The following is a 22,028-nucleotide window of genomic DNA, read 5'->3' as shown; positions in this document are numbered from 1 at the left end:
ACGACAACGACGGAGCCCCTCATGAAAATCGCAGCGATCCAGATGGTCTCGGCCATCGCACGCGAAGCCAACCTCGACCGTGCCCATGCGCTGCTGGGCGAAGCCGCGGCGGACGGCGCCGAGCTGGCCGTGCTGCCCGAGTACTTCTGCACGATGGGCGCGCGCGATACCGACAAGCTGGGCCTGCGCGAAGCCGCCGGCTCCGGCACGGTGCAAAGCTTCCTGGCCGATGCCGCGCGCGAGTTCGGCTTGTGGATCGTGGGCGGCACGCTGCCGCTGGAGACCGGCGACGAGCACCATGTCTTCAACAGCTCCCTGGCCTATTCGCCGGACGGCACGCAGGTGGCGCGCTACGACAAGATCCACCTCTTCTTCTACGACAACGGCCGCGAGCGCTACGACGAGCGCCGCGTGATCGCGCCGGGCACGGAGCCCGTCTGCTTCGACCTGCCCTCGCGCGACGGCCATCGCTGGCGCATCGGCATGAGCGTGTGCTACGACCTGCGCTTTCCCGAGCTGTACCGTGCGCTGGCCCGCCAGGGCGCCGAGCTGCTGCTGGTGCCGAGCGCCTTCACCCACACCACCGGCTCGGCCCATTGGGAGGTGCTCTTGCGCGCCCGCGCCATCGAGAATCTCTGCTGGGTGGTCGCGCCGGCCCAGGGTGGCACCCACGAGAACGGGCGCCGGACCTGGGGCCAGTCGATGGTGGTCGACCCCTGGGGCGCGGTGGTCGCGCAACGCGCCGTCGAGGAGGGCGTGGTGAGCTTCGAACTCGAGGCCGGGCAGGTCGATCGCGCGCGCACGCAGCTGCCGGCGCTTTCGCATCGCGTGCTCTGAAGAAGGGGGAATGAACCCGTGTCCTCCGTGACGCTGCCCATCGCAAGAACGGTCCGGGGGGCCTTTGCCGGCCTGCGCTCGCTGCGCTCGCTGCATTCGCTGTGGCAGCGCTGGTTCCTGTGGCTGATCCTGGCGGTGCTGGTGGTCGCGCTGCTGGCCACCGTGGTGTGGCTGGCCGGCCGACACGAGGTCGAGCAGGTGCAGTCGGCGCTCGACCGCGACACCGCCGATGCCGTGTCGGACCTGCGCAGCGGCCTGCAGCGCAACGCCCAGAGCCTGCGCGCCTCGCACGCCAATGGCACGAGCCGCGAGCAGTGGTCGACGGAGGCCGCGGCGCTGCTGCGCGAGCATCGCGAATGGCTGCGCCTCGAATGGCGCGACGCCGCGCTGCGGCCGCTGGCGGCGGTCGACACGCCCTACCGCCGGCGCGTGTTCGACGACAGCAGCCGCGGCCCCGAGCAGTCCGACGTCGCGCTGGCCTGCGCGGCCGCGCGCAAGGCGGGCGCCTCGGCCTACTCGCCCAGCCACTATGTGCCCTTCATGCCCGGCGGCGGCCTGGAGGTGATGGAGCTGTGCCTGCCGGTCGAAGGGGGCGGCTACCTGGTGGCCAGCTATTCGCTGCGCGACACGCTCATCGAACTCGTCGCGCCCACGCTCACGCGCGGCCAGGAGGTCGCCTTCACCGAGCCAGACGGCACGCGGCTGGTGGCCGTCGGCGCGGCGCGGCGCGTGGGCACGCGCGTCTTCACCGCGCAGCAGCTGGTGGACCTGCCCGGCAACGCCCTGATGCTGCGCGTGGACGGCTGGCGCGCTGCGCCGGACCTCTTCCCCAACCTGCTGACCGCGCTGGTCACGGCGATCTCGATCGCTCTGGTGTCGGTGCTGGCGCTGCTGGCGCGCGACACGCGCCGGCGCCTGCGCGCCGAGCACGACCTCGCCGATGCGCTCGCCTTCCGCAAGGCGATGGAGGACTCGGTCATCACCGGCCTGCGCGCCCGCGACCTGCAGGGCCGCATCACCTACGTCAACCCGGCCTTCTGCGAGATGGTGGGCTTCAGCGCCGAAGAGCTGATGAACCACGGCGGCGAGGTGCCTTACTGGCCGACCGAGCTGGCGCAGGAATACCGCCAACGCCAGGCCGTGCGCATGGCCGGCGGGGTGCCGCCGCGTGAGGGTTTCGAGTCGGTCTTCATGCACAAGGACGGCCGGCGCTTTCCGGTGCTGATCTTCGAGGCGCCGCTGCTTAATGCGCAGCGCGCCCAGACCGGCTGGATGAGCGCCTTCATCGACATCAGCGAGCAGCGCCGCATCGAGGAGCTCTCGCGTGCCAGTCAGGAGCGGCTGCAGGCCAGTGCGCGGCTGGCGACCGTGGGCGAGATGGCCTCCCTGCTGAGCCACGAGCTCACCCAACCGCTGGCCGCCATCGCGAGCTACGCGAGCGGCTCGCTCAACCTGCTGCGCAGTGCCGGCGCGTCCTCCGGCGGCGACCATGGCGAGGTCGCGATGGCGGTGCGCCGCATCGCCGAGCAGGCCGATCGCGCGGGCCAGGTGATCCGCAGCGTGCACGACTTCGTGCGCCGCCGCGATCGCGTGCGCGAAGCGGTCGCGCCCCACACCCTCATCGAAGCCGTGCTGCCGCTCGTGCGCCTGCAGGCACGCAAACTCAACGTGCGGGTCGACGTGCACTACGAGGAACGCCTGCCGCGCGTGCTGTGCGATCGCACGCTGGTCGAGCAGGTGCTGCTGAACCTGGCGCGCAACGCGATGCAGGCGATGGATCTGCCCGAGCTGAGCGAACGCGTGCTGCACATGCGCGTGGCGCGCACCCGCGCCGTCGGCGAGACCGTCGACACGGCGGACAAGCCCGACGTGCGCCGCTGGGTCGAGTTCTCGGTGGCCGACCGCGGCGCCGGCATCAGCGACGAAGTGGCGGCGCGGCTCTTCACGCCCTTCTTCACCACGCGGCCCGATGGCATGGGCCTGGGCCTGAGCCTGTGCCGCACCGTGGTCGAGCAGCACGGCGGCGCGCTCATCTACGAGCCGCAGAAGCCGCGCGGCACGGTCTTTCGATTCACTTTGCCTGCTGCCTGATGCAACCCTTGATCGATGCCCTGATCTTCATCGTCGACGACGATGCCAGCGTGCGCGAGGCCCTGGCCTGGCTGCTGCGCTCGCGGCGGCTGGTGAGCGAGCAGTACGCCAGCGCCGAGGACTTCGAGCTGCGCCTCGCCGAAGGCCCGCTGGCCGACCAGCCGCATTGCCTGCTGCTGGACGTGCGCATGCCCGGCACGAGCGGGCTGGTGCTGTTCGACCGGCTGGCGGAACGCGGCCTGCTGGAGGTGCTGCCGGTGATCTTCCTGACCGGCCACGCCGACGTGCCCACCGCGGTCGATGCGGTGAAGCGCGGCGCCTTCGACTTCTGCGAGAAGCCCTTCTCCGACAATGCGCTGGTCGACCGCATCGAGCATGCGCTCGGCGCCTCGCTGCGCGCGGTGGAGGCGCGCCGCGCGCGCCGGCTGCTGATGCGCCGCATCGAGGAACTGACGGAGCGCGAGCGCGAGGTGATGCGGCGCGTTGTCGAGGGCCTGCCCAACAAGCTGATCGCGGATCAGCTCTCGATCAGCGTGCGCACGGTGGAGGTGCACCGGGCGCGGGTGTTCGAGAAGATGGAGGTCAAGTCGGCGGTCGAGTTGGCGAACCTTCTGCGGGACGTCTGACTGCGGCGCGGCGGTCGTTCCGCGCACGCCCTTCGATAAGCATTGGGCTCGGCAGGCCCCGGGCTGCATGGGAGTGCGCCCGTCACCGCTCCGGGGGGAACCGGACTGGCCCGCCCGTTACACACGCTGGTGCGCTGGGGTCGGCCTTCGTGAAGGTGCGCCCTGCGTGCAAACAAGCCTTCATCAATGCATCGCCAAGGAAAAACGACCCATGACTCCCAGAGCCACCCCCAACGGCACCCCACCCGGATCTCCGCGAATCACGCGCCAAGTGCCGACCAGCACGCCATCGCATCGCAGTTCGAAATTGCTGGCCTCATCGACGGGCTTTCACGACGGGCCCACGTTGGTCGTGCTCATGGCAGGAGGGGCCAATCACATGTCCAGCACTCTCGTCAGGAAGTGGCAAGACGAGGCCTTGATGGCAAAGTGCAACTTCTGCGCGATAGAGATCGGCGAAGCGGCCAGTTCCGACGCCGGACTGCCTGAATTGCTGCGTGCGCATGTGCCGGAAGGCGCGCAGTCGTACATCGTGCAGCGCGATGCGAACGTTTCCGAAAACGAGATCGGCCAGTTGAAGGAGGTTTTGAAAAGGCTGGCGATCCAGGTCTCATCGGAGACCCCCTTGAACGCCTCTGACCAAAGCACCTGGGTCGCTCCCTTGCTGGACGAGATCACGCTGCAAGCGCACACCGAGTCGCCAGACCCAGCGCTGTTGCTCCAGGAAGAGGGTGGAAGAGCGACGGCCGAAGACGCACGGCGGCTGAGGGCCGAGCAATCCAGGATTCAGGACGAGCTCAACGCAACGAAAAAGATGCTGGAGCAGAACCAGGCGAGCTTCTTCCAGCTGCACCAGGAGCTCGCGTCCCTGCTGGCCATGCAACCGCTCGGCGCCAGCCTGCGAATCGCCGAAGAGGCGCCCTCGCCGCGCGAGTCCATCCGCGACGCATTCAACCAGCTCCAGTTCTCTGACCATTGGCAGAAGGCACAGAAAGCAGGCACGTCGGGTGCGAGCGTCGTGACTCAGGCGATCGAGCAGTTCTACGGAGACATCGATGGAGAAATGCAGAGCCACGCCGCAGTCCCGTTGCAATCCCTTCTTCTTGCCATGCGCGGCGATCCGGACGTGCTCTCATGCGTACTGAACACGGCGGCCCAGCTTCCCGCCAGCGCCACCTGGCCCATCGCGGTTTCGAAAATGTGCATCGCCTTTATGGAACACGAGGTCGCGTCAGGCGCACGAGACGACGACCTCTCGGGTGCGCTTGATCTTGCCCGTTGCGTGCAGCGGTACACGCTGCTGGAGGGCATTGACGCGCGCAGGCGGGACGCGAAGCAGGACCGGAGGGCTGCGCCGTCGTTTTCGGAAGCGGAGCTTCGCCTGGCTTTTGAAATGGCCTCGATCAGCGTGCTGAGGCATGGCGGCCGCCAAGGGCTGCCCCTGCAAGGCTTGACCCCTGAAACCGCCCAGATCGTCCAGGCCGACTGGCAGGACGTGATGGAAAACGGAAACGGCCAAGGTTTCCAGCAATTCCTGGCCCAATGGACGCCCTGGCAAGCGTTGCTCAGTCGGCGTGCGGCGCGGCTCGCGGCAGAACGCGAGGCGCAGCAGGCAATGAACTAAGGGACCTTTGCAAAGGCCGCGCTTCGCCCGGGCGGAGCGAAGCCGAGCCTTTGCGTGGATCCTTCCGATCAGCCCTGCGGCCGCTCGCCCACGTAGATTTCGACGCGCCGGTTCTGCGCCCGGCCGGCGTCGGTGCTGTTGTCCGCGATCGGCTCGCGCGAGCCGCGGCCCTCGATACGGAAGGCTTGCTGCGGCACGCCGCGCGCGATCAGGTAGTCGCGCGTGCTGGCTGCGCGATCCACCGACAGCGGGTTGTTGATGGCGTCGGTGCCGGTGCTGTCGGTGTGGCCGATGATGCGGACCTCGGCGTTCGGGTTGTTGCGCAGCCCGTTGGCGAACTGGTTCAGGATCGGCACGAAGTTGGGCTTGATGGTCGAGCGGCCGGTGTCGAAGGAGACGTCGCTCGGAATCGCGAGCTTGAGCTCGTTGTTGGGCGTCTGGGTGACCGAGATGCCCGTGCCCTGGGTCGCCGCCTGCATCTCGCGCTTCTGCGCCTCCATGCGCTGCGACCACAGGTAGCCGCCGAGCGCGCCGGCGGCCGCGCCTACGGCGGCGCCGGTCCCGATGGCGCGGCGGTCGCCGCCGGTTGCGGAACCGATGACCGCACCGCCCAGTGCGCCGACGCCGGCGCCGATGCCGGTGTTGCGCTGCGTGTCGCTCATGCCGGCGCAGCCCGACAGTACGATGGCCGCGGCGGTGGTGGCGAGGACGAACTTCTTCATGTGATCTCCTGGTTGAATCAGCGACCGGCGATTATCTGGAGTCCCCCGGCGGTGGCTCGTCGGACGAAGACGCTTTTTCGGCCTCGTCGGCCTCGTGCAGTTCGCCGCCCTTGCGGCCTGAGAACATGGTCCACCAGACGATCAGCACCAGCACGATGCCGGCGCCGAGCGCTTCAAGCAAAATCAAACCCATGAAAAGAGGACTCCAGCTGGTCGGGCTCGCGATCGTAGCAACGCTGGTCGGCTGTTCCGTCGGCACCCTGCAACGCGAGGCACCGGTCGCGGCCGCACCCTCCGGCGCGCCGCCCGCGCGCGAGCCGGGCCCGCTGACCGGGACACTCACCCATCCGAAGAGCCGCTGGGTGCCGGTGCCCTGGTCGGAGTTGCCCGGCTTCGAGGACGACGCGCTGCACGAAGGCTGGAGCGCGATGATCACGAACTGCGCCCGACCCAACGCCGCCTTCGCCCCGCTGTGCCGCGAGGTGCGCCAGCTGACGCTGGCCGAGACTGAGGAGCAGCGGCAGTGGATGCGCGAGCGCCTGCAGCCCTACCGCGTCGAGCCGCTCTCGGGGCCCGCCGAAGGCAAGCTCACCAGCTACTACGAACCCGTGTTCGAGGCCTCGCGCCGGCCCGATGCCCAGCACACCGTGCCGCTCTACCAGGCCCCCGCCGGCCTGGTGGCGCGCCGTCCCTGGTTCACGCGCCAGGAGATCGACACCCTGCCCCAGGCCCAGGCCGCGCTGCGCGGCCGCGAGATCGCCTGGCTGACCGACCCGATCGACGTGCTGATGCTGCACATCCAGGGCTCGGGCCGGCTGCGCATCACCGAGGCCGACGGCTCGCAGCGCATGGTGCGCGTGGCCTTCTCGGCCACCAACGAGCAGCCCTATCGCAGCGTTCAGCAATGGCTGCAGAGCCAGGGCGCGACCAAGGTGAGCCTGTGGCCCGACGACACCAAGCAATGGGTGGCGCAGAACCCGCAGCGCCTGTCGCAGCTGCTGTGGAGCAACCCGCGCTATGTCTTTTTCCGCGAGGAGCCACTGGCCGACATCGATGCCTCGGCCGGCCCGATCGGCGCACAGGGCGTGCCGCTCACTGCGGGCCGCTCGATCGCAGTCGACCGCGAGAGCATTCCCTACGGCACGCCGGTGTGGCTGGCCTCGCCGGGGCCGGCCGTGCCGCTCGCGCGGCTGGTGGTGGCGCAGGACACCGGCAGCGCGATCGTGGGCGCGGTGCGCGCCGACTTCTTCGCCGGCACAGGCCCGGAGGCGGGGCGGCTGGCGGCGCGCATGAACCAACCGCTTCGCTTGTGGGCGCTGTGGCCGAAATGACATCGTGATGCGACAAGAAGGCTGCCTGGTGGGCCGCCGCCTTGCCCATACCTGACCGAGGCCTGACTTGCTGGCGTCACATTGAACTTTTAGCGTACCGGGGTTTTTCAACCACGATGCCCACTGAAAGATTCGCGCCATGACCGCCCCCACCCGCCATGAAGTCGCCGCCATCGACCCCGACGACATCGGCCACAACAAGAGCTCCAATCCCACCTTCAACGACCTGATCGCTTCGCGGCTGAGCCGCCGACAGCTGTTCGGCCTGGGCGTCGGCACCGCCGGCACCGCACTGCTGCAAGCCTGCGGCGGTGGCGGCAGCGGCGGCTTCCCCATACTCCCGGCCGCCCTCGCGCCTGCGCCCGCACCAACGCCGGCCCCTGCGCCTGCGCCTGCGCCGGCCCCCGCCGCGCCCAAGCTCGGCTTCGCCGCCGTCTCCAAGAGCCTCGCCGACGTGGTCAGCGTGCCGGCGGGCTATACCGCGACCGTGCTGTACCGCCTCGGCGACCCGATCGCGAGCGGCGTGCCGGCCTATGCCAACGACGGCACCGACGCCGCCGCCACCTTCGACCGCCGGGCCGGCGACCACCACGACGGCATGACCTTCTTCGGCATGGACGCCTCGAACACGTGGAGCCCGAGCGCCGCCGCGCGCGGCCTGCTGGCGATGAACCACGAAGCCATCACGCCCGTTTTCCTGCACCCGACCGGCCAGACCACCACCGGCATCGGCAATGCGCAGGTGCGCACCGTGGCCGACGAGGTGCTGCGCGAGTTCTACCTGCACGGCGTGAGCGTGATCGAGGTCGGCAAGGGCGCGAGCGGCTGGACCTACAAGCAGGACTCCGCCTTCAACCGCCGCGTCCACACGCTGACCGAGATGCGCTTCTCCGGCCCGGCTGCCGGCACCGGCTCCCTGGTGACCAAGTTCTCCCCCGATGGCAGCAAGACGCGCGGCACCCTCAACAACTGCGCCAACGGCAGCACGCCCTGGGGCACCTACCTGACCTGCGAAGAGAACTGGGCCGGCTACTTCCGCCGCATCGCCGTCACCGACAACCCGAACCGCAGCGCCAAGGAGCTCGCCTCCTTCAGCCGCTACGGCGTGGCCGGCACCGGCCGCGAGCTGTGGGCCACCTTCACGCCCGACACGGCCGACAACCTCTACGGCCGCTGGAACACCGAGGTCATCTCGGGCGCCGCCAATGCCGCGGCCGACTACCGCAATGGCGCCAACACCTACGGCTGGGTGGTGGAGATCGATCCGTTCACGCCCGGCAGCACGCCGAAGAAGCGCACCGCGCTCGGCCGCATGGGCCACGAAGGCGCCTGCCTCGGCCCGGTGGTGGCCGGCAAGCCCCTCGTCTGGTACATGGGCGACGACTCGCGCAACGAGTACATCTACAAGTTCGTGTCGACGAAGAACTGGGACCCGGCCGACGTCGGCGGCGGCCTGGCCGCCGGCGACAAGTACATGGACGATGGCCGGCTCTACGTCGCGAAATTCAATGCCGACGGCACCGGCGCCTGGCTGGAGCTCAAGCTCGGCGTCAACGGCATCACGGCCAGCAACCCGGCCTACGCCTTCGCCGACGCGGCCGACGTGGTGATCAACGCGCGCCTCGCCGCCGATGCGGCCGGCGCCACCAAGATGGACCGGCCCGAATGGACGGCCGTCAACCCGAAGACCGGCGAGGTCTACGTGACGCTCACCAACACCAACGCCGCCGCGCGCCCGATCACCGCCACCGATGCCGCCAACCCGCGCTTCTACAACGACCCCAAGGGCGCCGCCGCCATGGCGCAGATCGGCAATCCCAACGGCCACGTCGTGCGCTTCGCGGACGCAGGCGGCGACCCGGCCGCCTTGAGCTTCACCTGGGACGTCTACCTGTTCGGCGCCCGCGCCACCGCGTCGGCCGACGTCAACCTCTCGGGCCTGGTCGCCGACAACGACTTCTCCAGCCCCGACGGCATGTGGTTCAGCCAGGCCACGCGCGGCCTGCTGTGGCTGGAGACCGACGACGGCGCCTACACCGACGTCACCAACTGCATGCTGCTGGCCGCCCTGCCGGGCCAGGTCGGCGACGGCGCCGCCAGGACCCTCACCAACGTCGATGGCGCGACGACCCGGCAGCAGGCCACCTTTGTCGGCAAGGCGCCGGGCACGGACGGCCTGCGCCGCTTTCTGGTGGGCCCGAAGGACTGCGAGATCACCGGCATCGCGGAATCGGGCGACGGCCGCGCGCTGTTCGTCAACATCCAGCATCCGGGCGAGACGACGCCGGTGGCGAACCTCGCCAACCCCGCCCTGTTCGGCAGCCACTGGCCGGATGGCGGCAACGCCCGCCCGCGCTCGGCCACGCTCGTCATCACCAAGGACGACGGCGGACTCATCGGGCTGTAGCCAGCCTGGTCGCGCAATCTGGCCGTGGCGAGCAGCGACTCGATGGCCCGGTGCGCGGCAACGGCCGCATCATCGACGAGCTGGAGAAGCTCTTCGCCGGCGCCGGCTGGAACGTCATCAAGCTGGTGTGGGGCAGCGACTGGGACGGCCTGTTCGCGCGCGACACCGAGGGCGCGCTCGCGCGCGCCTTCGCCAAGACAGTCGACGGCCAGATGCAGGCGGCAGCGGCCCGGTGATTGCCACCACGGACTACGTGCGCGCCGTCCCTGAAAGCATCCGCGCCTTCCTGCCCGCAGACCGGCGTTACCTCACGCTGGGGACCGACGGCTTCGGACGCAGCGACACGCGTGCGGCGCTGCGCCGTTTCTTCGGGGTCGACGCCGCGAGCATCGTGCGTGCCGCACGGTACGCGCTCGCGTAGTGTTCTAGGGCTCGAGCCCCAGCGTCGCCAGCACCTGCTCGCGCAACCAGCGGTGGGCGGGATCGCGGTGGACGCGCTCGTGCCACAGCATCGCCATCTCGTAGCCCGGCACCTCGACTGGCGCTTGCACCACGCGCAGCCCGGCGGTGTCGCTCACCAGCCGCGAAGGCAGCATGGCAACGAGGTCGGTGCGCGCCAGCACCGATCGGGCGAACAGGAAATGCGGAACCGACAGCACCACGCGGCGCTGCAGCCCAGCCGCGTGCAGCGCCGCATCAGTCGGCCCGTGGAAGCCGGCGCCGTCGGGCGAGACGATCAAGTGCTCCATCCGGCAGAACTGCTCCGGCGTGGGGCGGCGGCGCAGGCGCGGATGGTCAGCGCGGCCGGCCAGCAGGTAGCGCTCCCGGAAGAGCGGGCGCCGATGCAGGCCCTCCGGCGCTTCATCGCTGGTGTGGAAGGCCAGGTCGATCTCGCCGCGCTCCGCCTGTGCCGTGATGCGTGAGGGCTGGGCCTGCAGCACCGCCAGCCGGCTGCCCGGCGCCAGTGCACGCAGGCGGGGCAGCAAGGGCAGCAGGATTGCCGTCTCGGCGTAATCGAAGGCCGCCACGCGCCATGTGACGGCCGCCTGCAAAGGCGCGAAGGGCGCGGCTGGCGCCACCGCCTGCGCCAGCGACTCCAGCGCCTGCCGCAACGGGGCGCGCAATTGCTGTGCGCGCGCCGTGGGCCGCATGCCGCGCGGCCCGGGCAGCAGCAGCGGATCGCCGAAGAGCTCGCGCAGCTTGCCCAACTGCACGCTGACCGAGGGCTGCGAGAGGTGCAGGCGCTCGGCGGCACGCGTCACGTGGTTCTCCGCGAGCAGGGCGTCGAGCGTGAGAAGGAGGTTGAGGTCCAGACGCCGCAGGCTGAAGGAATTGTTCATCGCAATGGCTGCTATCTCAGAAATTCATTTCCAATATAGCTGGCGCTTGCCTACGCTCGGCCTTTCTTTCGACGACAAGGCCTCCTGCATGAACATCTTTCTGGTCTACGCGCATCCCGAGCCGCGCTCACTCAACGGCACGCTCAAGCGTTTCATGATCGACCACCTCCGGTCCGCGGGTCACGCGGTTCGCGCCTCCGATCTCCACGCGATGAATTGGAAGGCGACACTCGACGCCGATGACTTCTCCGCGCGCAACCCCGCCGCGCCCTTCGATCCGACGCGCGACTCGGGCGACGCTTTCGCCACCGGTCGGCAGCCGCCGGACGTGGCACGCGAGCAGGCGAACCTGCGCTGGTCCGACGTCGTCATCCTGCAGTTCCCGATGTGGTGGTTCTCGATGCCAGCCATCCTCAAGGGCTGGATCGACCGCGTCTACGCGAACGGCTTCGCCTATGGCGTGGGCGAGCACTCCGAGGAGCGTTGGGGCGACCGCTACGGCCAGGGCACCCTAGCCGGCAAGCGCGCGATGCTGGTGGTGACCGCCGGCGGCTGGCACTCGCACTACGGACCCCGCGGCGTCAACGGGCCGATGGAAGACCTGCTTTTTCCGATCCATCACGGCGTGCTCTACTACTCCGGCTTCGAGGTGCTCCCGCCCTTCGTGGTCTACAAGACCGGCCGGATGGACGCGGCACGCCTCACCGAGCTCACGATCGCACTGGGCGATCGCCTCGATACCCTGCAGACCACGCCACCCCTGCCCTTCCGCCCGCAGAACGGCGGCGACTACGAGATCCCATCGCTCACGCTGCGCGAGGAGATCGCACCGGGGCGCAGCGGCTTCGGGATCCACAGCATCGCCTGACCGAGGCGTGCCGACCGGCGCGAGGACGCCGATTCAGGAGTCGAACTCGTAGCCCGGCAGGCCGCTCTCGTGCGCGGTCGGCAGATGGGCAGGAAGGGACTGCGCACCTTACGGGTGGAGGCCAGCGGCTTGGCGCGCGCATCGCTCTGCAGCCCGATCACGCCGATGCTCGACGACGTGATGGCCTGCACGCGCGCGGCCATCAGTTCGTTCACTGCCTCGCCGGTGGACTTCATCGAGATGTGCGTCATCTGCGGTCCGGGCTTGGCGAGCAGGAGGCCATGCGCTTCTTGCTTCAGGCCAATTGCACTTCATTGGTTTTCATGAATTGCAGCTCTCGGCCCACCTATACCAACAACAGAGGCGGAAACCTTGCCGTTACGCAGGGGGATGGGAATTTTGTAGTACGACGCCAATTGGGCCGCGGCCTGGAACGCGGGCACTAACGGGCATCCGGGCGCATACATCGCCGCAAACGGATGGTAACCTCGTGATCTATCAGAATGGACAGGCGATCTGGAACGTTGGAGTTGACGAGCCAGATCCGGTAAATATGGGCGACGCGGTGGGTCGGGCAATGGAAAGTAATATGCCCTATGCCTTTCTCGGTCCTATAGGATTTTTGATCGATCTGGGATTTACGAGGTCCTGAACGATGGAAAACACCCAACGCAGGGGCTAAACATCATGCAAGGAAAGACCGTGGAACTCTTGATTTTGGCCATTTTTCTGGTTATTGCGTTTGTTTTTCTTCAAGCAGAGCAGAAGCCCGTCAATCCGTCCAGTCCCGCAGCAAGCACTGATGCTGTTGCCTCACCTCGCTTCAAACCAGACAATGCTGCGGAATATAGGGCAAAAATCGCCATTGCGACCTCAACAACAGACGAGCAGCATCCCTTGCGCTTCTACAAACCTCGACCAGGACTTGAGGGCCGCAATGCAATGGACGAGATCTACTTCAAAGGCGTTCCCGCGACCACTCAGTCGGTGGATCTTGCACGCACGCTCTTGCACGGCGGAACTTTGAGCTCTGACGAGAAAATCCCTTTGCTTCGAATATTGGCGAGACTTTACGATCGAAACAACACGACTGGCGCCAACACTGATATTGCATCTGAATTGAAAAATTTTGCATTCGATCCAGACAAGCAAGTCGCAGCGCAAGCTGCAATACATTACGTCGGATATCAACCGGGAACTGATTTGGTATTAAAGAAGGCACTCGAAAACGGCGCCCTCGACACCAACGCCTATTTTCAGGAACTGGCCCACCTGATCCCCAGTTCCCCTCTGGAAAAGCAAAAGGAGTTCTCGCAGAAATCCGCGCCGCCGGCAGCTTGATCGGCCGCGACGTCCTCGTCATGGCTCTCAACAGCGGCGAGGAGTTCAACGCGGTGTCGTTCCCTTAAGTCGTCGGAAGACATGGCCGGGCTGCTGCGCGAAACGGAGCCCAAATTTGGCCCGCTCGTCGGTCTGGGCTTCGGAGATGCCGTCCGCTACACGGAATGGCTGCGCGCCAGCGCCGCGATCGAAAGCCACAAGACCGGTCGCAGCTTGGACGAAGTCATCATTGCGCGATTGAGCCAGCCGAACACCGATGAGCGCAAGATCATGGGCTTCCTGATTTCGCCGCAAGCAGGTCCCATGCTGGCCGCTGCCGCGCCCGATTCGCCGGTTCAAAAGCTCGTCGCCGTGGCGCAGGTTTATTCCGCGCAGAGTCCGGAGAACCGGACCATGGTGGAGTTTGTGCAGGCGATCAGGGAACGGATGAAGCATCCACCGCCCCCGCTTCCCCCGATCGTCGTCATGCCACCGACAGGCCCGGCGGTAGGGCCGAGCCCAGCCCCTGCGGGGTACCCCATGTTCGTTCCCCCACCGAGGCGATAGGTTATGGGTTTCCGGAAGCCTTCACTGGAAGCGCGACGCGCCAATCACTGCTTGGCGGAGCATGGTGGGTGCCCCTACGATCTCATTCACTCGATCGTCATGGAGGGACAGCGATGAGCAACGAACTGCGCCGGAAGCTGCACGAACTGCAGCAACTCTCGAACAACGCGCCCGATCCGGCGACGCGCGCCATCATCGAAGCCGTTCGGCTTCAAACGGCGGTGCTCAACGAGCGGCTGTTCGCTGTCGAGCAGCAGATCGGCGAGCTGCTCAAGCGCAGCGGGGCGCAGCCCGTGCCCTGAGCCTCCGCCTCGCTCAATGGGCGTGGGCCCGCGCGGCGGCGTTGCGCTTGCGCGTGGCGGCGGCCTTCTTGGCCGAGGCGGAGCGCTGGGCCGCGGTTCGGCCGGCGGAGGCCGCGCCGCCCTTGTGCCCGCCCTTGCGCGACGGCGCATGATTCTCGGCCTTGCCGCGCCCGGAGCCGCTCTTCTTGCCGCCGCCGGTCTCGGCATTCACCGTGGCCCACGCGCGGCGCTCGGCTTCCTTCTCGCCCACGCCACGCTTCTCGTAGCCTTCCTCGATGTGCTCGGCCTGTCGCTTCTGCTTGTCCGTATAGGACGATTTATCACCTCTGGGCATGGCCACTCCTTCGATGTGAAGTTGAGATGCCCTCCATCCTTGCGCGCGCGGTTGCGCAGGCGGGTAGGAGTGGGCACGCGCTCTGCGTCAGTGCACTCCGGCGCGGTACCGAGGGGCGCGCCGCTCAGCGCTTGTCGCGCGCCATGCGCTCGGCCTCTTCGAGCTGCGCCGCATCGGTGCCGATGTCGGGCGTGCCGGGCTGGCCCGTCCCGTCGTACAGCCGGCGTCCCATGCGGCTGCCATGCAGCGGGTCGTCCTGCCCGAGGGCGCGGTTCTGCTCGATGTTGCGGCCCGAGGCATCGCCGCGATCGCCGAGGCGGGCCTCGTTCTCTCCGAGCGGGCCGGGGGGCGCGGGGCGTGTCGGGGTGGGTTCGGTCATTGACATCTCCTTTCATGGGTCGAAGCGATCGAAGGGGATCGGTGCGATCAGCCTGCGACCGGTGCCATGCGCCCCACGCAGTCCTGCATTCCCCTGCGCCGTAGGCGAATTCGCGCGCGCCCGCGCGGGACGAATCTCGGCAGGGCCTTGGCGCGGCTTCCTACAGGGCCGTGCCGCCGCCCGCCCTAGCTTGAATTTCCCGATCTCGAGGAGGCTTCATGAGCAGCACCACACCGACCGACCCCTTCCCCTTCCCGACCTCCGAGAAGCACGATGCACCGCCCGAGCAGCACAAGCCGGTGACGGAAGAGCCGAGCGAACAAGCGCTGGACAACGGCGTCGAGGAATCCTTCCCGGCCAGCGACCCCGTCTCGGTCACCGTGGACAAGGTGATCACGCCGAAGAAGAAGGGGGAGCCGCAGTGACCGCCAGCTGCTGGACCCGCCACCACGCGGGCAGCAGCGCCCGGATGTCCTGCCGCGCGAAGCGGTCGTCCAGCAGGTAGAGCACGCCGGCATCCTGCTCGGTGCGGATGACCCGCCCGGCCGCCTGCACCACCTTCTGCAGCCCCGGGTACACGTAGGTGTAGGCGTAGCCCTCGCCGAACAGCGCCTGCATGCGCTCGCGCATGCGTTCGTTGGCCGCGTTGTGCTGCGGCAGGCCCAGGCTGGCGACGAAGGCGCCGACCAGGCGGTCGCCGGGCAGGTCGACGCCCTCGCCGAAAGCCCCGCCCAGCACCGCGAAACCGATGCCCTGCCCGCCCGGCGCGAAGCGCGCCACGAAGGCCTCGCGCTCGGCCTCGCGCATGCCGCGCGCCTGCGCCCAGGCCGGCACGTCGGGATGTCGGCGCGTGAAGGCCTCGAAGGCGCTGTCCAGGTAATCGAAGCTGCTGAAAAAAGCCAGGTAGTTGCCCGGCTGCCGCGCGTACTGCGCCGCGATGATGCCGACCACGCGTTCCAGCGAACGCGTGCGATCGCGAAAGCGCGTGGAGACATCCATCGCGATGCGCACCTTCAGCTGCTCGCTGCGAAAGGGCGAGCCGACGTCGACCGTGGCCGTGTCCTCCGGCAGGCCCAGCATGTCGCGGTAGAAGACAAAAGGCGCCAGGGTTCCGGAGAAGCACGCGCAGCTGAGGCTGCCGGCGAAGCGAGCGCGCAGGAAGGGCGCGGGCACCAGGTTGCGGATGGCTAGCGCCTCGCGGTGGCCGCCCTCTTCCAGCGTGGATTCGAAGACGGAATGCTCGCCGAAGGACTCCACCAGCCGCGCGAACTGCACCAGGTCGAAGAAGCACTGCTGCAAAGCGCCCTGCGCCTCCTGCGGCTGCGCCGCGAAGTGGTCGCCGAGGCTGACCACCGCTTCCTGCAAGGCCCGCGCGAACGGGGCCGGGATGCTGTCCGCGGCGCGGTAGGCCTCGACCTGCGTCTGCTGCTGCCGACGCCATTCGCGCTGCAGCTTGCCCAGCGCCTTCCTGACGAGCGGGGGCGCCTGCCGGCGCACCGCACGGAGCGCCGCGGCATCGAGCTGCGCGCTGTACATGCCCCGCGCGCGGTCCAGCAGATTGTGCGCCTCGTCGACCAGCACGGCCGCGCGCCAACCTTCCTCCTGCGTCAGCGCCCACAGGAAGGCGCTGGCGTCGAAGTAGTAGTTGTAGTCGCCGACGATGGCATCGCACCAGCGCGCCAGTTCCTGCGCGAGAAAGTAGGGACAGACCTCGTGCGCCAGCGCAATGCGCCGCAGCTCGGTGCGATCGAGCCAGGCCGCTTGCACGGCGTCGGCGCGCGCGGCGGGCAGGCGGTCGTAGAAGCCGCGCGCCAGCGGGCAGGACTCGCCGTGGCAGGCCTTGTCCGGGTGCTCGCAGACCTTCTCGCGCGCCGCCAGCTCCAGCACGCGCAGCGGCCGGGCCGCGCCGTCGCGCAGCAGCCGCAAGCCTTCCAGGGCGACCGCGCGGCCGGAGGTCTTGGCGGTGAGGAAGAACACCTTGTCGATGCGCTGCCGGCCGCCGGCCTTGAGCAAGGGGAAGAGGGTGGCGACGGTCTTGCCGATGCCGGTGGGCGCCTGCGCCAGCAGACAGCGTTCGGCCACTGCCGTGCGGTAGACCGCCTCGGCCAGCTCGCGCTGGCCAGGCCTGAAGCCCGCATGGGGAAAGGCCAGTGCGTCCAGCGCGGCGTCGCGGGCCGCGCGGTGGGCGGCCTCCTGCTCGGCCCAGGCGAGGTAGCGGCCGCACAGCGCCTCGAAGTGCGCGCGCAAGGCCTCGCTCGCCAGGGTCTCGGCGAGCACGTGCTCTTCGTCCGAGCCCAGGTCCAGGTAGACCAGCGCCACCTCGACGCTGTCGAGCCCGCGCGCCTCGCACAGCATCCACGCGTAGCAGCGCGCCTGCGCCCAGTGGAGCGCGCGGTGGTTGCCGCGTATCGCCTCGAAGTCACCGCGGAAGGTCTTGATCTCCTCCACGCGGCGGCGCTGCGGATCGTAGCCGTCGGCCCGGCCGCGCACCTGCAGCCGGCCGAAGCACGCGCCGAGGCCGAGCTCGCTTTGGTAGTCCGCGCCGCGCCGGCCCTGCACCAGCCGATGGCCGGCCATCCCTTCCTGCGCGCTGGGTGCGGGCACGAAGCGCAGGTCCAGGTCACCCGCCCGGGCAGCGAAGGCGCACAGGGCCTTGACCGAGACCGCGAGCCCGGTGCCGGGCGCCGGCTCGGCGGGAGGAGAGGGAGAGGGATCGGTGGACATGCGGCAGTCCGGATGACTATAAGCGCGCGTCAAAGCCCTGTCCTACAGCAGCCGCCGCGCGCCACGGACACGCGCTGCCTTTGCCCCTTCCTAGCGTGGTGAACGCCTCGTCAGGAGAACGCCATGGAAGCTTCCGACCTTCGCCCGAACGCGCTCGCAGCCGGTGTCTCGTTGCCGCGTGTCACGCCGGCACGCCTGCTGGCCGGAAGCCATCGGAGGGCGGCCGAGTCCGGCAGGGCCCATCACGCGTGAGGCGCTTTCGCCATGCCGAACACGGATGGAAACGGCGCCGGCCAAGCCGCGGCGAAGTACCTGCAGGAACACGGCCTGGTGCTGGTGACAGCCGAATCCTGCACCGCGGGACTCATCGCCTCGCGCCTGGCGTCGGCGCCGGGCGCGGGCAAGGTGCTGCAGTCGGCCTTCGTGGTCTATGACCCGAAGGCCAAGCACCGCCACCTGGGCGTGCGGCAGGCCACCCTGGAGCGCTTCAATCTCACCAGCGAACCCGTGGCACTGGAGATGGCGCGCGGCGCCCTCGCGCAGGGCGACGCCAACCTGGCGATTGCCAACACCGGCGTGGCGGACGACACCGACTCGGCCATCCCGGCGGGCACGCAGTGCTTCGCGTGGGCCTTCCGCGATGGCAGCCGCACGCAGATCTTCACCGAAACGAAGCGCTTCCACGGAGACCGCAACACCATTCGCGAAGCCGCCGCCGACTACGCGCTGCAGCGCATCGCGCATTACCACCGCCGCTTCATGAGCTGAGGCTTCATCCGACCGACACGGCCAGCAGCGCGAGCGAGGCCGCCGCCATCGCGGCGGTCGCCAGCCAGCCCAGCACCTTCCATTTGAGCGGCAGCACCATGGGTCCCATCAGCTTGCGGCTGGTGGCAGCCACCATCACGGCCACCATCACGGGCACCGAGATCACGGCGTTGATCACGGCCGACCAGAACAGCGCCGAGATCGGGTTCACGCCCGAGAGCCCGATGGCCAGCCCGAGGACCATGGCGGCGGCCAGGATGCCGTAGAAGCTGCGGCCCTCGGCCAGCGGCAGGTCCAGCCCCTTGCGCACATGGAAGTAGCTGGCCACCGCGTCCGCCGCCGAGCCCGCGAGCACGGGCAGGGCCAGCAGGCCGGTGCCGATGATGCCGAGCGCGAACAGAAGGAAGGCCGCGTCGCCGGCGACGGGCCGCAAGGCCTCGGCCGCCTGCTCGGGGGTCTCGATGTCGGTGATGCCGTGGGCGTGCAGCGTGGCAGCGGTCGCGACGATCATGAAGAAGGCCACCACGTTGGAGAAGCCCATGCCGACCGCGGTGTCGATGCGCAGCCGGCGCAGCTGGCGGCGCGCCTGGTCGGGCGCGACGCGCAGCGGCTGGTCGCGCGGCACGCGCTTGATCTCCTCGACCTCCTGCGCCGCCTGCCAGAAGAAAAGGTAGGGGCTGATGGTGGTGCCGAGGATCGCGACGACGGTGGTCACATAGGCCTTGTTCCACTGCATGGAAGGCATGAAGGTGCCCTCGAGCGCGCCGTGCCAGTCCACGTCGACCGCGAAGACCACCGCCACGTAGGCGAACAGCGAGAGCGTCAGCCACTTGAGCACGCGCACGTACCGCTCGTAGGGCAGGAAGACCTGCAGCAGCAGCGACACCAGCCCGAAGCCCACCACGTAGGCGTCGGCATGGCCCGGCAGCACCAGCGCGGCGGCGGCCCCCATCGCATTGAGATCGGCGCCGAGGTTGATGACATTGGCGGTCAGCAGCAGCAGCACCAGCGCGGCCACCAGCCAGCGGGGGCAGAACTGCGCGAAGTTGGCGGGCAGGCTCCTGCCCGTGATGCGGCCGATGCGCGCGCTGGCGAGCTGGATGCCCACCATCAGCGGATAGGCGAAGAGCAGTGTCCAGCCCGCGGCATAGCCCAGTTGGGCGCCGGCCTGCGAATAGGTGGCGATGCCGCTCGGATCGTCGTCGGCGGCGCCGGTGATGAGGCCCGGCCCGAGCCGCGTCCACCACCGTTGGCGGCCTTCGCGGGCGCTGGGGGAAGCGTCGAGGGGAGGGGCACTCATGGCGGGTTCTTCATTCGTGGCCGAAGGTCGCCGGGCCGCGTGGCGCCCCGCATAGGCACGGGCCGCATCCGGCTGTGGGACTTCATCGAGTCTGCGCGGGCGATGCGGCATCGGACGACATGGCGCTTTCCCACGGCTGGCTAGGGTGGGCCATTCCCTCATCCATCCAGCAGGAGCCTTTCCATGCCTTCCAACCGAGACACCCTCTCGCCGGACACCAGCGAGGTCGCCGAGGAGCACCGCAAGGTGCAGCGCGAACAGGACGCCAAGGACCGCAAGGCCGGCGATGCCAAGCCCAGCAAGCAGGCCGTCCAGGCCGGCCACCGCCCCGAGCCCGAGAACCCGATGCCGGCGCAGCACCTGGAGAAGCCCGGCCTCGAAGCCGAGATGGACCTGCAGCCACGCTTCCAGGCCTCGGGCTATCTGGGCAGCGGCAAGCTCGACGGCATGGTGGCGCTGGTGACCGGCGGCGACTCGGGCATCGGGCGCGCGGTGGCGCTGCTCTATGCCCGCGAAGGCGCGGACGTGGCGATCGTCTACCTCGAGGACGAGCAGGTCGATGCCGAAGAGACGCGCCGCTGCATCCACGACGAGGGCCGCCATTGCGTGCTGATCCCCGGCGACGTGCGCGATCCGGAGTTCTGCCGGCGCGCGGTGAAGGAAACGATCGAGGCCTTCGGCAAGCTCGACATCCTGGTCAACAACGCCGCCTTCCAGCTGCACGCGGTCAGCATCGAGGACATCACCGACGAGCGCCTGGACCTGACTTTCAAGACCAACATCTACGGCTACTTCCAGATGGCGCGCGCCGCAGTGCCCCACCTGCCGCGCGGCGGTTCGATCATCAACACCGGCTCCGTGACCGGGCTCGAAGGCAGCCCGCACCTGCTGGACTATTCGACCACCAAGGGCGCGATCCATGCCTTCACCAAGTCACTGGCCAGCAACCTGCTGGACAAGGGCATCCGCGTCAACGCGGTGGCGCCGGGCCCGGTGTGGACGCCGCTCAATCCGGCCGACCGCTCGGGCGAAGAGGTGCAGAACTTCGGCAAGCACACGGACATGAAGCGGCCGGCGCAGCCGGAGGAGCTGTCGCCAGCCTATGTGTTCCTCGCGGCGCCCTCGTGCGCAAGCTACATCACGGGCATCGTGCTGCCGGTCACCGGGAGCGTCGGCGCGGTGTAGAGGCGAGCGCGGGTGCGCCCGTGCCGCGCCGCGCGGCGCGGCGCCGCCCGGCCTTGCGCTGGCGCCGCGCCCAGTGGTCGGCCACGGCGTTGCCGAGCGCGAGCGCACCCAGCCACAGCAGCTGGCGCAGCAGCGTGGCGCTGGCACGCTCCACGCGGCGATCGATTTCCTCCTGGGCTCGTGCCGTGCGTCCGAGGGCCGAGTAGTCCGCGGGCTTCGGTGCCGCAAGCGCTTCCGCGGCCGCGGCCGAGGCCGCCGCGGGCAGAGCCGCGGGGTCGATGCGGTCCGTCCCGGCCTCCGACTGCGCCGCCGCGCTCTCCGTGGCAGCCACCGCCTTCGTCCCGGAGGTCGACCCGTGGGCATCGGCATAGACCTTGGTGAACTCGGCCCCCAGCAGGAAGATCTGCGCGGCGTAGTACACCCACGCCACCAGCAGCACCAGCGAGCCGGCCGCGGCGAAGGCCTCGTTGACGCCGCTCTTGCCCAGGTACAGCCCGATGCCGAGCTTGCCGAGCTCGAACAGCACGGCGGTCACGAGGGCGCCGATCCAGACGTCCTGCCACGCGATGCGCGCCGTCGGCATCAGCTTGTAGATCAGCGCGAAGAGCAGCGTGACGATGCCCAGCGAGATCACGACGTTGAGCCCCTGCAGCAGCAGCTCCCAGCCAGGCATCAGGCCGCCGAACCAGCTGCCGAAGGCCGCCAGCCCGGCGCTCACCACCAGCGACACCATCAGCAGGAAGGCCAGGCCCAGGATCAGGCCGAAGGACAGCAGCCGCGCGCGCAGCACTGCCCAGATGCCCGAGGGCTTCTCGCGCTCCGGCACGTGCCAGATGCGGTCGAGCGCGCTCTGCAGCTCGGCGAACACGGTGGTGGCGCCGATCAGCAGCACCACTGCGCTGACCAGCCCCGCCACCAGGCCCTTGTCGGGCTCGCTCACGCTGCGCAGCATCGCCTCGACGGCGGTCGCGCCCTCGGGCCCGACCAGGCCCGAGATCTGGGCAACGATGCGGCCCTGCGCCGCCTCGCGCCCGAAGAGCGCGCCCGCGATCGCGATCACGATCACCAGCAGCGGGGCGAGCGAGAAGATCGTGTAGTACGAGATCGCTGCGCCCATGCTCGGCGCGTAGTCGTCGACCCATGCGCTGACGGACTGCCGGCAGAGTGCATAGAGGTGCTTGGGGTTCATGGCGGCCTCGCGGGTCTGGGAAGCTGAGGCCAATTTCTTCCATGGCCCTGGCGTCGCCATGCGGCAAGCTTGCAAGATCGAGTAGGCGCGCACCTTGGCGTGCTGTCGCGCGCC

At 68.9% G+C, this 22,028-nt stretch carries 24 protein-coding genes and 1 pseudogene; 16 read left to right on the top strand and 9 right to left on the bottom strand.

Going from position 1 to position 22,028, the window contains the following annotated elements; genetic code table 11:
- Positions 1-21 precede the first annotated feature (21 nt).
- The 4 genes from J2739_RS02275 (at position 22) to J2739_RS02260 (ending at position 5,178) form a co-directional block, all read left to right on the top strand.
- Entirely contained in the window at positions 22-837 is an 816-nt protein-coding gene (locus J2739_RS02275) for a carbon-nitrogen hydrolase family protein (protein WP_309898090.1), read from the top strand.
- 81 nt (positions 838-918) lie between these two features.
- Positions 919-2,928, top strand: a complete 2,010-nt coding sequence (locus J2739_RS02270; RefSeq protein ID WP_405053816.1) for a two-component system sensor histidine kinase NtrB — start codon at positions 919-921, stop codon at positions 2,926-2,928.
- Complete coding sequence (locus J2739_RS02265) at positions 2,928-3,554, top strand: response regulator transcription factor (protein ID WP_309898088.1); 627 nt, start codon at positions 2,928-2,930, stop codon at positions 3,552-3,554. Before J2739_RS02270 ends, J2739_RS02265 begins: the two co-directional genes overlap by 1 nt.
- A gap of 379 nt (positions 3,555-3,933) precedes the next feature.
- The gene (locus tag J2739_RS02260; protein ID WP_309898086.1) at positions 3,934-5,178 is read left to right on the top strand and encodes an NEL-type E3 ubiquitin ligase domain-containing protein; all 1,245 of its coding nucleotides are present in this window, start codon (positions 3,934-3,936) and stop codon (positions 5,176-5,178) included.
- Between the two features lie 68 nt (positions 5,179-5,246).
- Here J2739_RS02260 and J2739_RS02255 read toward each other — a convergent pair whose 3' ends face one another.
- A complete protein-coding gene (locus tag J2739_RS02255; RefSeq protein ID WP_309898084.1) occupies positions 5,247-5,900 on the bottom strand; it encodes a YiaD family glycine zipper/OmpA-like lipoprotein in 654 nt (217 codons plus the stop codon).
- Between the two features lie 31 nt (positions 5,901-5,931).
- Positions 5,932-6,093: a hypothetical protein gene (locus J2739_RS02250; RefSeq protein ID WP_309898082.1), complete on the bottom strand. Its 162-nt coding sequence runs from the start codon at positions 6,091-6,093 to the stop codon at positions 5,932-5,934.
- On the opposite strand from J2739_RS02250, the gene mltA reads away from it, so the two are divergent.
- The 4 genes and pseudogenes from mltA (at position 6,092) to J2739_RS02230 (ending at position 10,059) form a co-directional block, all read left to right on the top strand.
- On the top strand, positions 6,092-7,231 hold the full coding sequence (mltA, locus tag J2739_RS02245) for a murein transglycosylase A (RefSeq protein WP_309898079.1): 1,140 nt from the start codon (positions 6,092-6,094) through the stop codon (positions 7,229-7,231). The genes J2739_RS02250 and mltA overlap by 2 nt on opposite strands.
- Positions 7,232-7,370: 139 nt before the next feature.
- On the top strand, positions 7,371-9,638 hold the full coding sequence (locus J2739_RS02240; protein ID WP_309898077.1) for a PhoX family protein: 2,268 nt from the start codon (positions 7,371-7,373) through the stop codon (positions 9,636-9,638).
- Positions 9,639-9,670: 32 nt separating this feature from the next.
- Positions 9,671-9,871: pseudogene (locus J2739_RS02235) on the top strand (hypothetical protein); the annotation flags it as partial.
- A complete protein-coding gene (locus J2739_RS02230) occupies positions 9,871-10,059 on the top strand; it encodes a hypothetical protein (RefSeq protein ID WP_309898075.1) in 189 nt (62 codons plus the stop codon). The pseudogene J2739_RS02235 and the gene J2739_RS02230, both read left to right, overlap by 1 nt.
- Positions 10,060-10,063: 4 nt before the next feature.
- On the opposite strand, the gene J2739_RS02225 is transcribed toward J2739_RS02230, so the two are convergent.
- Positions 10,064-10,978: a LysR family transcriptional regulator gene (locus J2739_RS02225; protein WP_309898074.1), complete on the bottom strand. Its 915-nt coding sequence runs from the start codon at positions 10,976-10,978 to the stop codon at positions 10,064-10,066.
- Between the two features lie 88 nt (positions 10,979-11,066).
- Between J2739_RS02225 and J2739_RS02220 the strand changes: the two genes are divergently transcribed.
- Complete coding sequence (locus J2739_RS02220; protein ID WP_309898071.1) at positions 11,067-11,846, top strand: NAD(P)H-dependent oxidoreductase; 780 nt, start codon at positions 11,067-11,069, stop codon at positions 11,844-11,846.
- Here J2739_RS02220 and J2739_RS02215 read toward each other — a convergent pair.
- The gene (locus tag J2739_RS02215; RefSeq protein ID WP_405053806.1) at positions 11,768-12,097 is read right to left on the bottom strand and encodes a hypothetical protein; all 330 of its coding nucleotides are present in this window, start codon (positions 12,095-12,097) and stop codon (positions 11,768-11,770) included. The two genes, J2739_RS02220 and J2739_RS02215, sit on opposite strands and share 79 nt — an antisense overlap.
- A gap of 451 nt (positions 12,098-12,548) precedes the next feature.
- Between J2739_RS02215 and J2739_RS02210 the strand changes: the two genes are divergently transcribed.
- From J2739_RS02210 to J2739_RS02200, 3 genes are all read left to right on the top strand, one after another.
- Positions 12,549-13,187 carry a hypothetical protein gene (locus J2739_RS02210; protein WP_309898069.1) on the top strand — a complete coding sequence of 213 codons (639 nt, stop codon included), beginning with the start codon at positions 12,549-12,551 and terminating at the stop codon, positions 13,185-13,187.
- A gap of 81 nt (positions 13,188-13,268) precedes the next feature.
- Entirely contained in the window at positions 13,269-13,733 is a 465-nt protein-coding gene (locus J2739_RS02205; RefSeq protein WP_309898068.1) for a hypothetical protein, read from the top strand.
- A gap of 113 nt (positions 13,734-13,846) precedes the next feature.
- Positions 13,847-14,035, top strand: coding sequence for a hypothetical protein (locus J2739_RS02200; RefSeq protein ID WP_309898067.1), 189 nt, complete (start codon positions 13,847-13,849; stop codon positions 14,033-14,035).
- A 13-nt stretch (positions 14,036-14,048) separates the two neighbouring features.
- Here J2739_RS02200 and J2739_RS02195 read toward each other — a convergent pair whose 3' ends face one another.
- Positions 14,049-14,369 carry a plasmid stabilization protein gene (locus tag J2739_RS02195; RefSeq protein ID WP_309898066.1) on the bottom strand — a complete coding sequence of 107 codons (321 nt, stop codon included), beginning with the start codon at positions 14,367-14,369 and terminating at the stop codon, positions 14,049-14,051.
- Positions 14,370-14,493: 124 nt separating this feature from the next.
- On the bottom strand, positions 14,494-14,748 hold the full coding sequence (locus J2739_RS02190) for a hypothetical protein (RefSeq protein WP_309898065.1): 255 nt from the start codon (positions 14,746-14,748) through the stop codon (positions 14,494-14,496).
- Positions 14,749-14,966: 218 nt separating this feature from the next.
- Here J2739_RS02190 and J2739_RS02185 point away from each other — a divergent pair, with 218 nt between their 5' ends.
- Complete coding sequence (locus tag J2739_RS02185) at positions 14,967-15,173, top strand: hypothetical protein (RefSeq protein ID WP_309898064.1); 207 nt, start codon at positions 14,967-14,969, stop codon at positions 15,171-15,173.
- Here the strand turns inward: J2739_RS02185 and J2739_RS02180 are convergent.
- Positions 15,142-17,472, bottom strand: a complete 2,331-nt coding sequence (locus tag J2739_RS02180; protein WP_309898063.1) for an ATP-dependent DNA helicase — start codon at positions 17,470-17,472, stop codon at positions 15,142-15,144. The genes J2739_RS02185 and J2739_RS02180 overlap by 32 nt on opposite strands.
- A gap of 123 nt (positions 17,473-17,595) precedes the next feature.
- On the opposite strand from J2739_RS02180, the gene J2739_RS02175 reads away from it, so the two are divergent.
- Together J2739_RS02175 and J2739_RS02170 are read left to right on the top strand one after the other, a co-directional pair.
- Entirely contained in the window at positions 17,596-17,724 is a 129-nt protein-coding gene (locus tag J2739_RS02175) for a hypothetical protein (RefSeq protein WP_309898062.1), read from the top strand.
- Between the two features lie 12 nt (positions 17,725-17,736).
- Entirely contained in the window at positions 17,737-18,240 is a 504-nt protein-coding gene (locus J2739_RS02170; protein ID WP_309898061.1) for a CinA family protein, read from the top strand.
- A 4-nt stretch (positions 18,241-18,244) separates the two neighbouring features.
- Here the strand turns inward: J2739_RS02170 and J2739_RS02165 are convergent, their stop codons facing one another.
- A complete protein-coding gene (locus tag J2739_RS02165; RefSeq protein ID WP_309898060.1) occupies positions 18,245-19,540 on the bottom strand; it encodes an Nramp family divalent metal transporter in 1,296 nt (431 codons plus the stop codon).
- Between the two features lie 183 nt (positions 19,541-19,723).
- Between J2739_RS02165 and J2739_RS02160 the strand changes: the two genes are divergently transcribed.
- A complete protein-coding gene (locus J2739_RS02160) occupies positions 19,724-20,725 on the top strand; it encodes an SDR family oxidoreductase (RefSeq protein WP_309898059.1) in 1,002 nt (333 codons plus the stop codon).
- On the opposite strand, the gene J2739_RS02155 is transcribed toward J2739_RS02160, so the two are convergent.
- Positions 20,700-21,914: a YihY/virulence factor BrkB family protein gene (locus J2739_RS02155; RefSeq protein ID WP_309898058.1), complete on the bottom strand. Its 1,215-nt coding sequence runs from the start codon at positions 21,912-21,914 to the stop codon at positions 20,700-20,702. The two genes, J2739_RS02160 and J2739_RS02155, sit on opposite strands and share 26 nt — an antisense overlap.
- Positions 21,915-22,028 lie beyond the last annotated feature (114 nt).

Origin of the sequence: Variovorax soli, from assembly GCF_031454625.1 — a bacterium.
Lineage (GTDB): Bacteria > Pseudomonadota > Gammaproteobacteria > Burkholderiales > Burkholderiaceae_C > Variovorax > Variovorax soli_A.
This window is presented reverse-complemented; position numbering and strand designations above follow the sequence as displayed.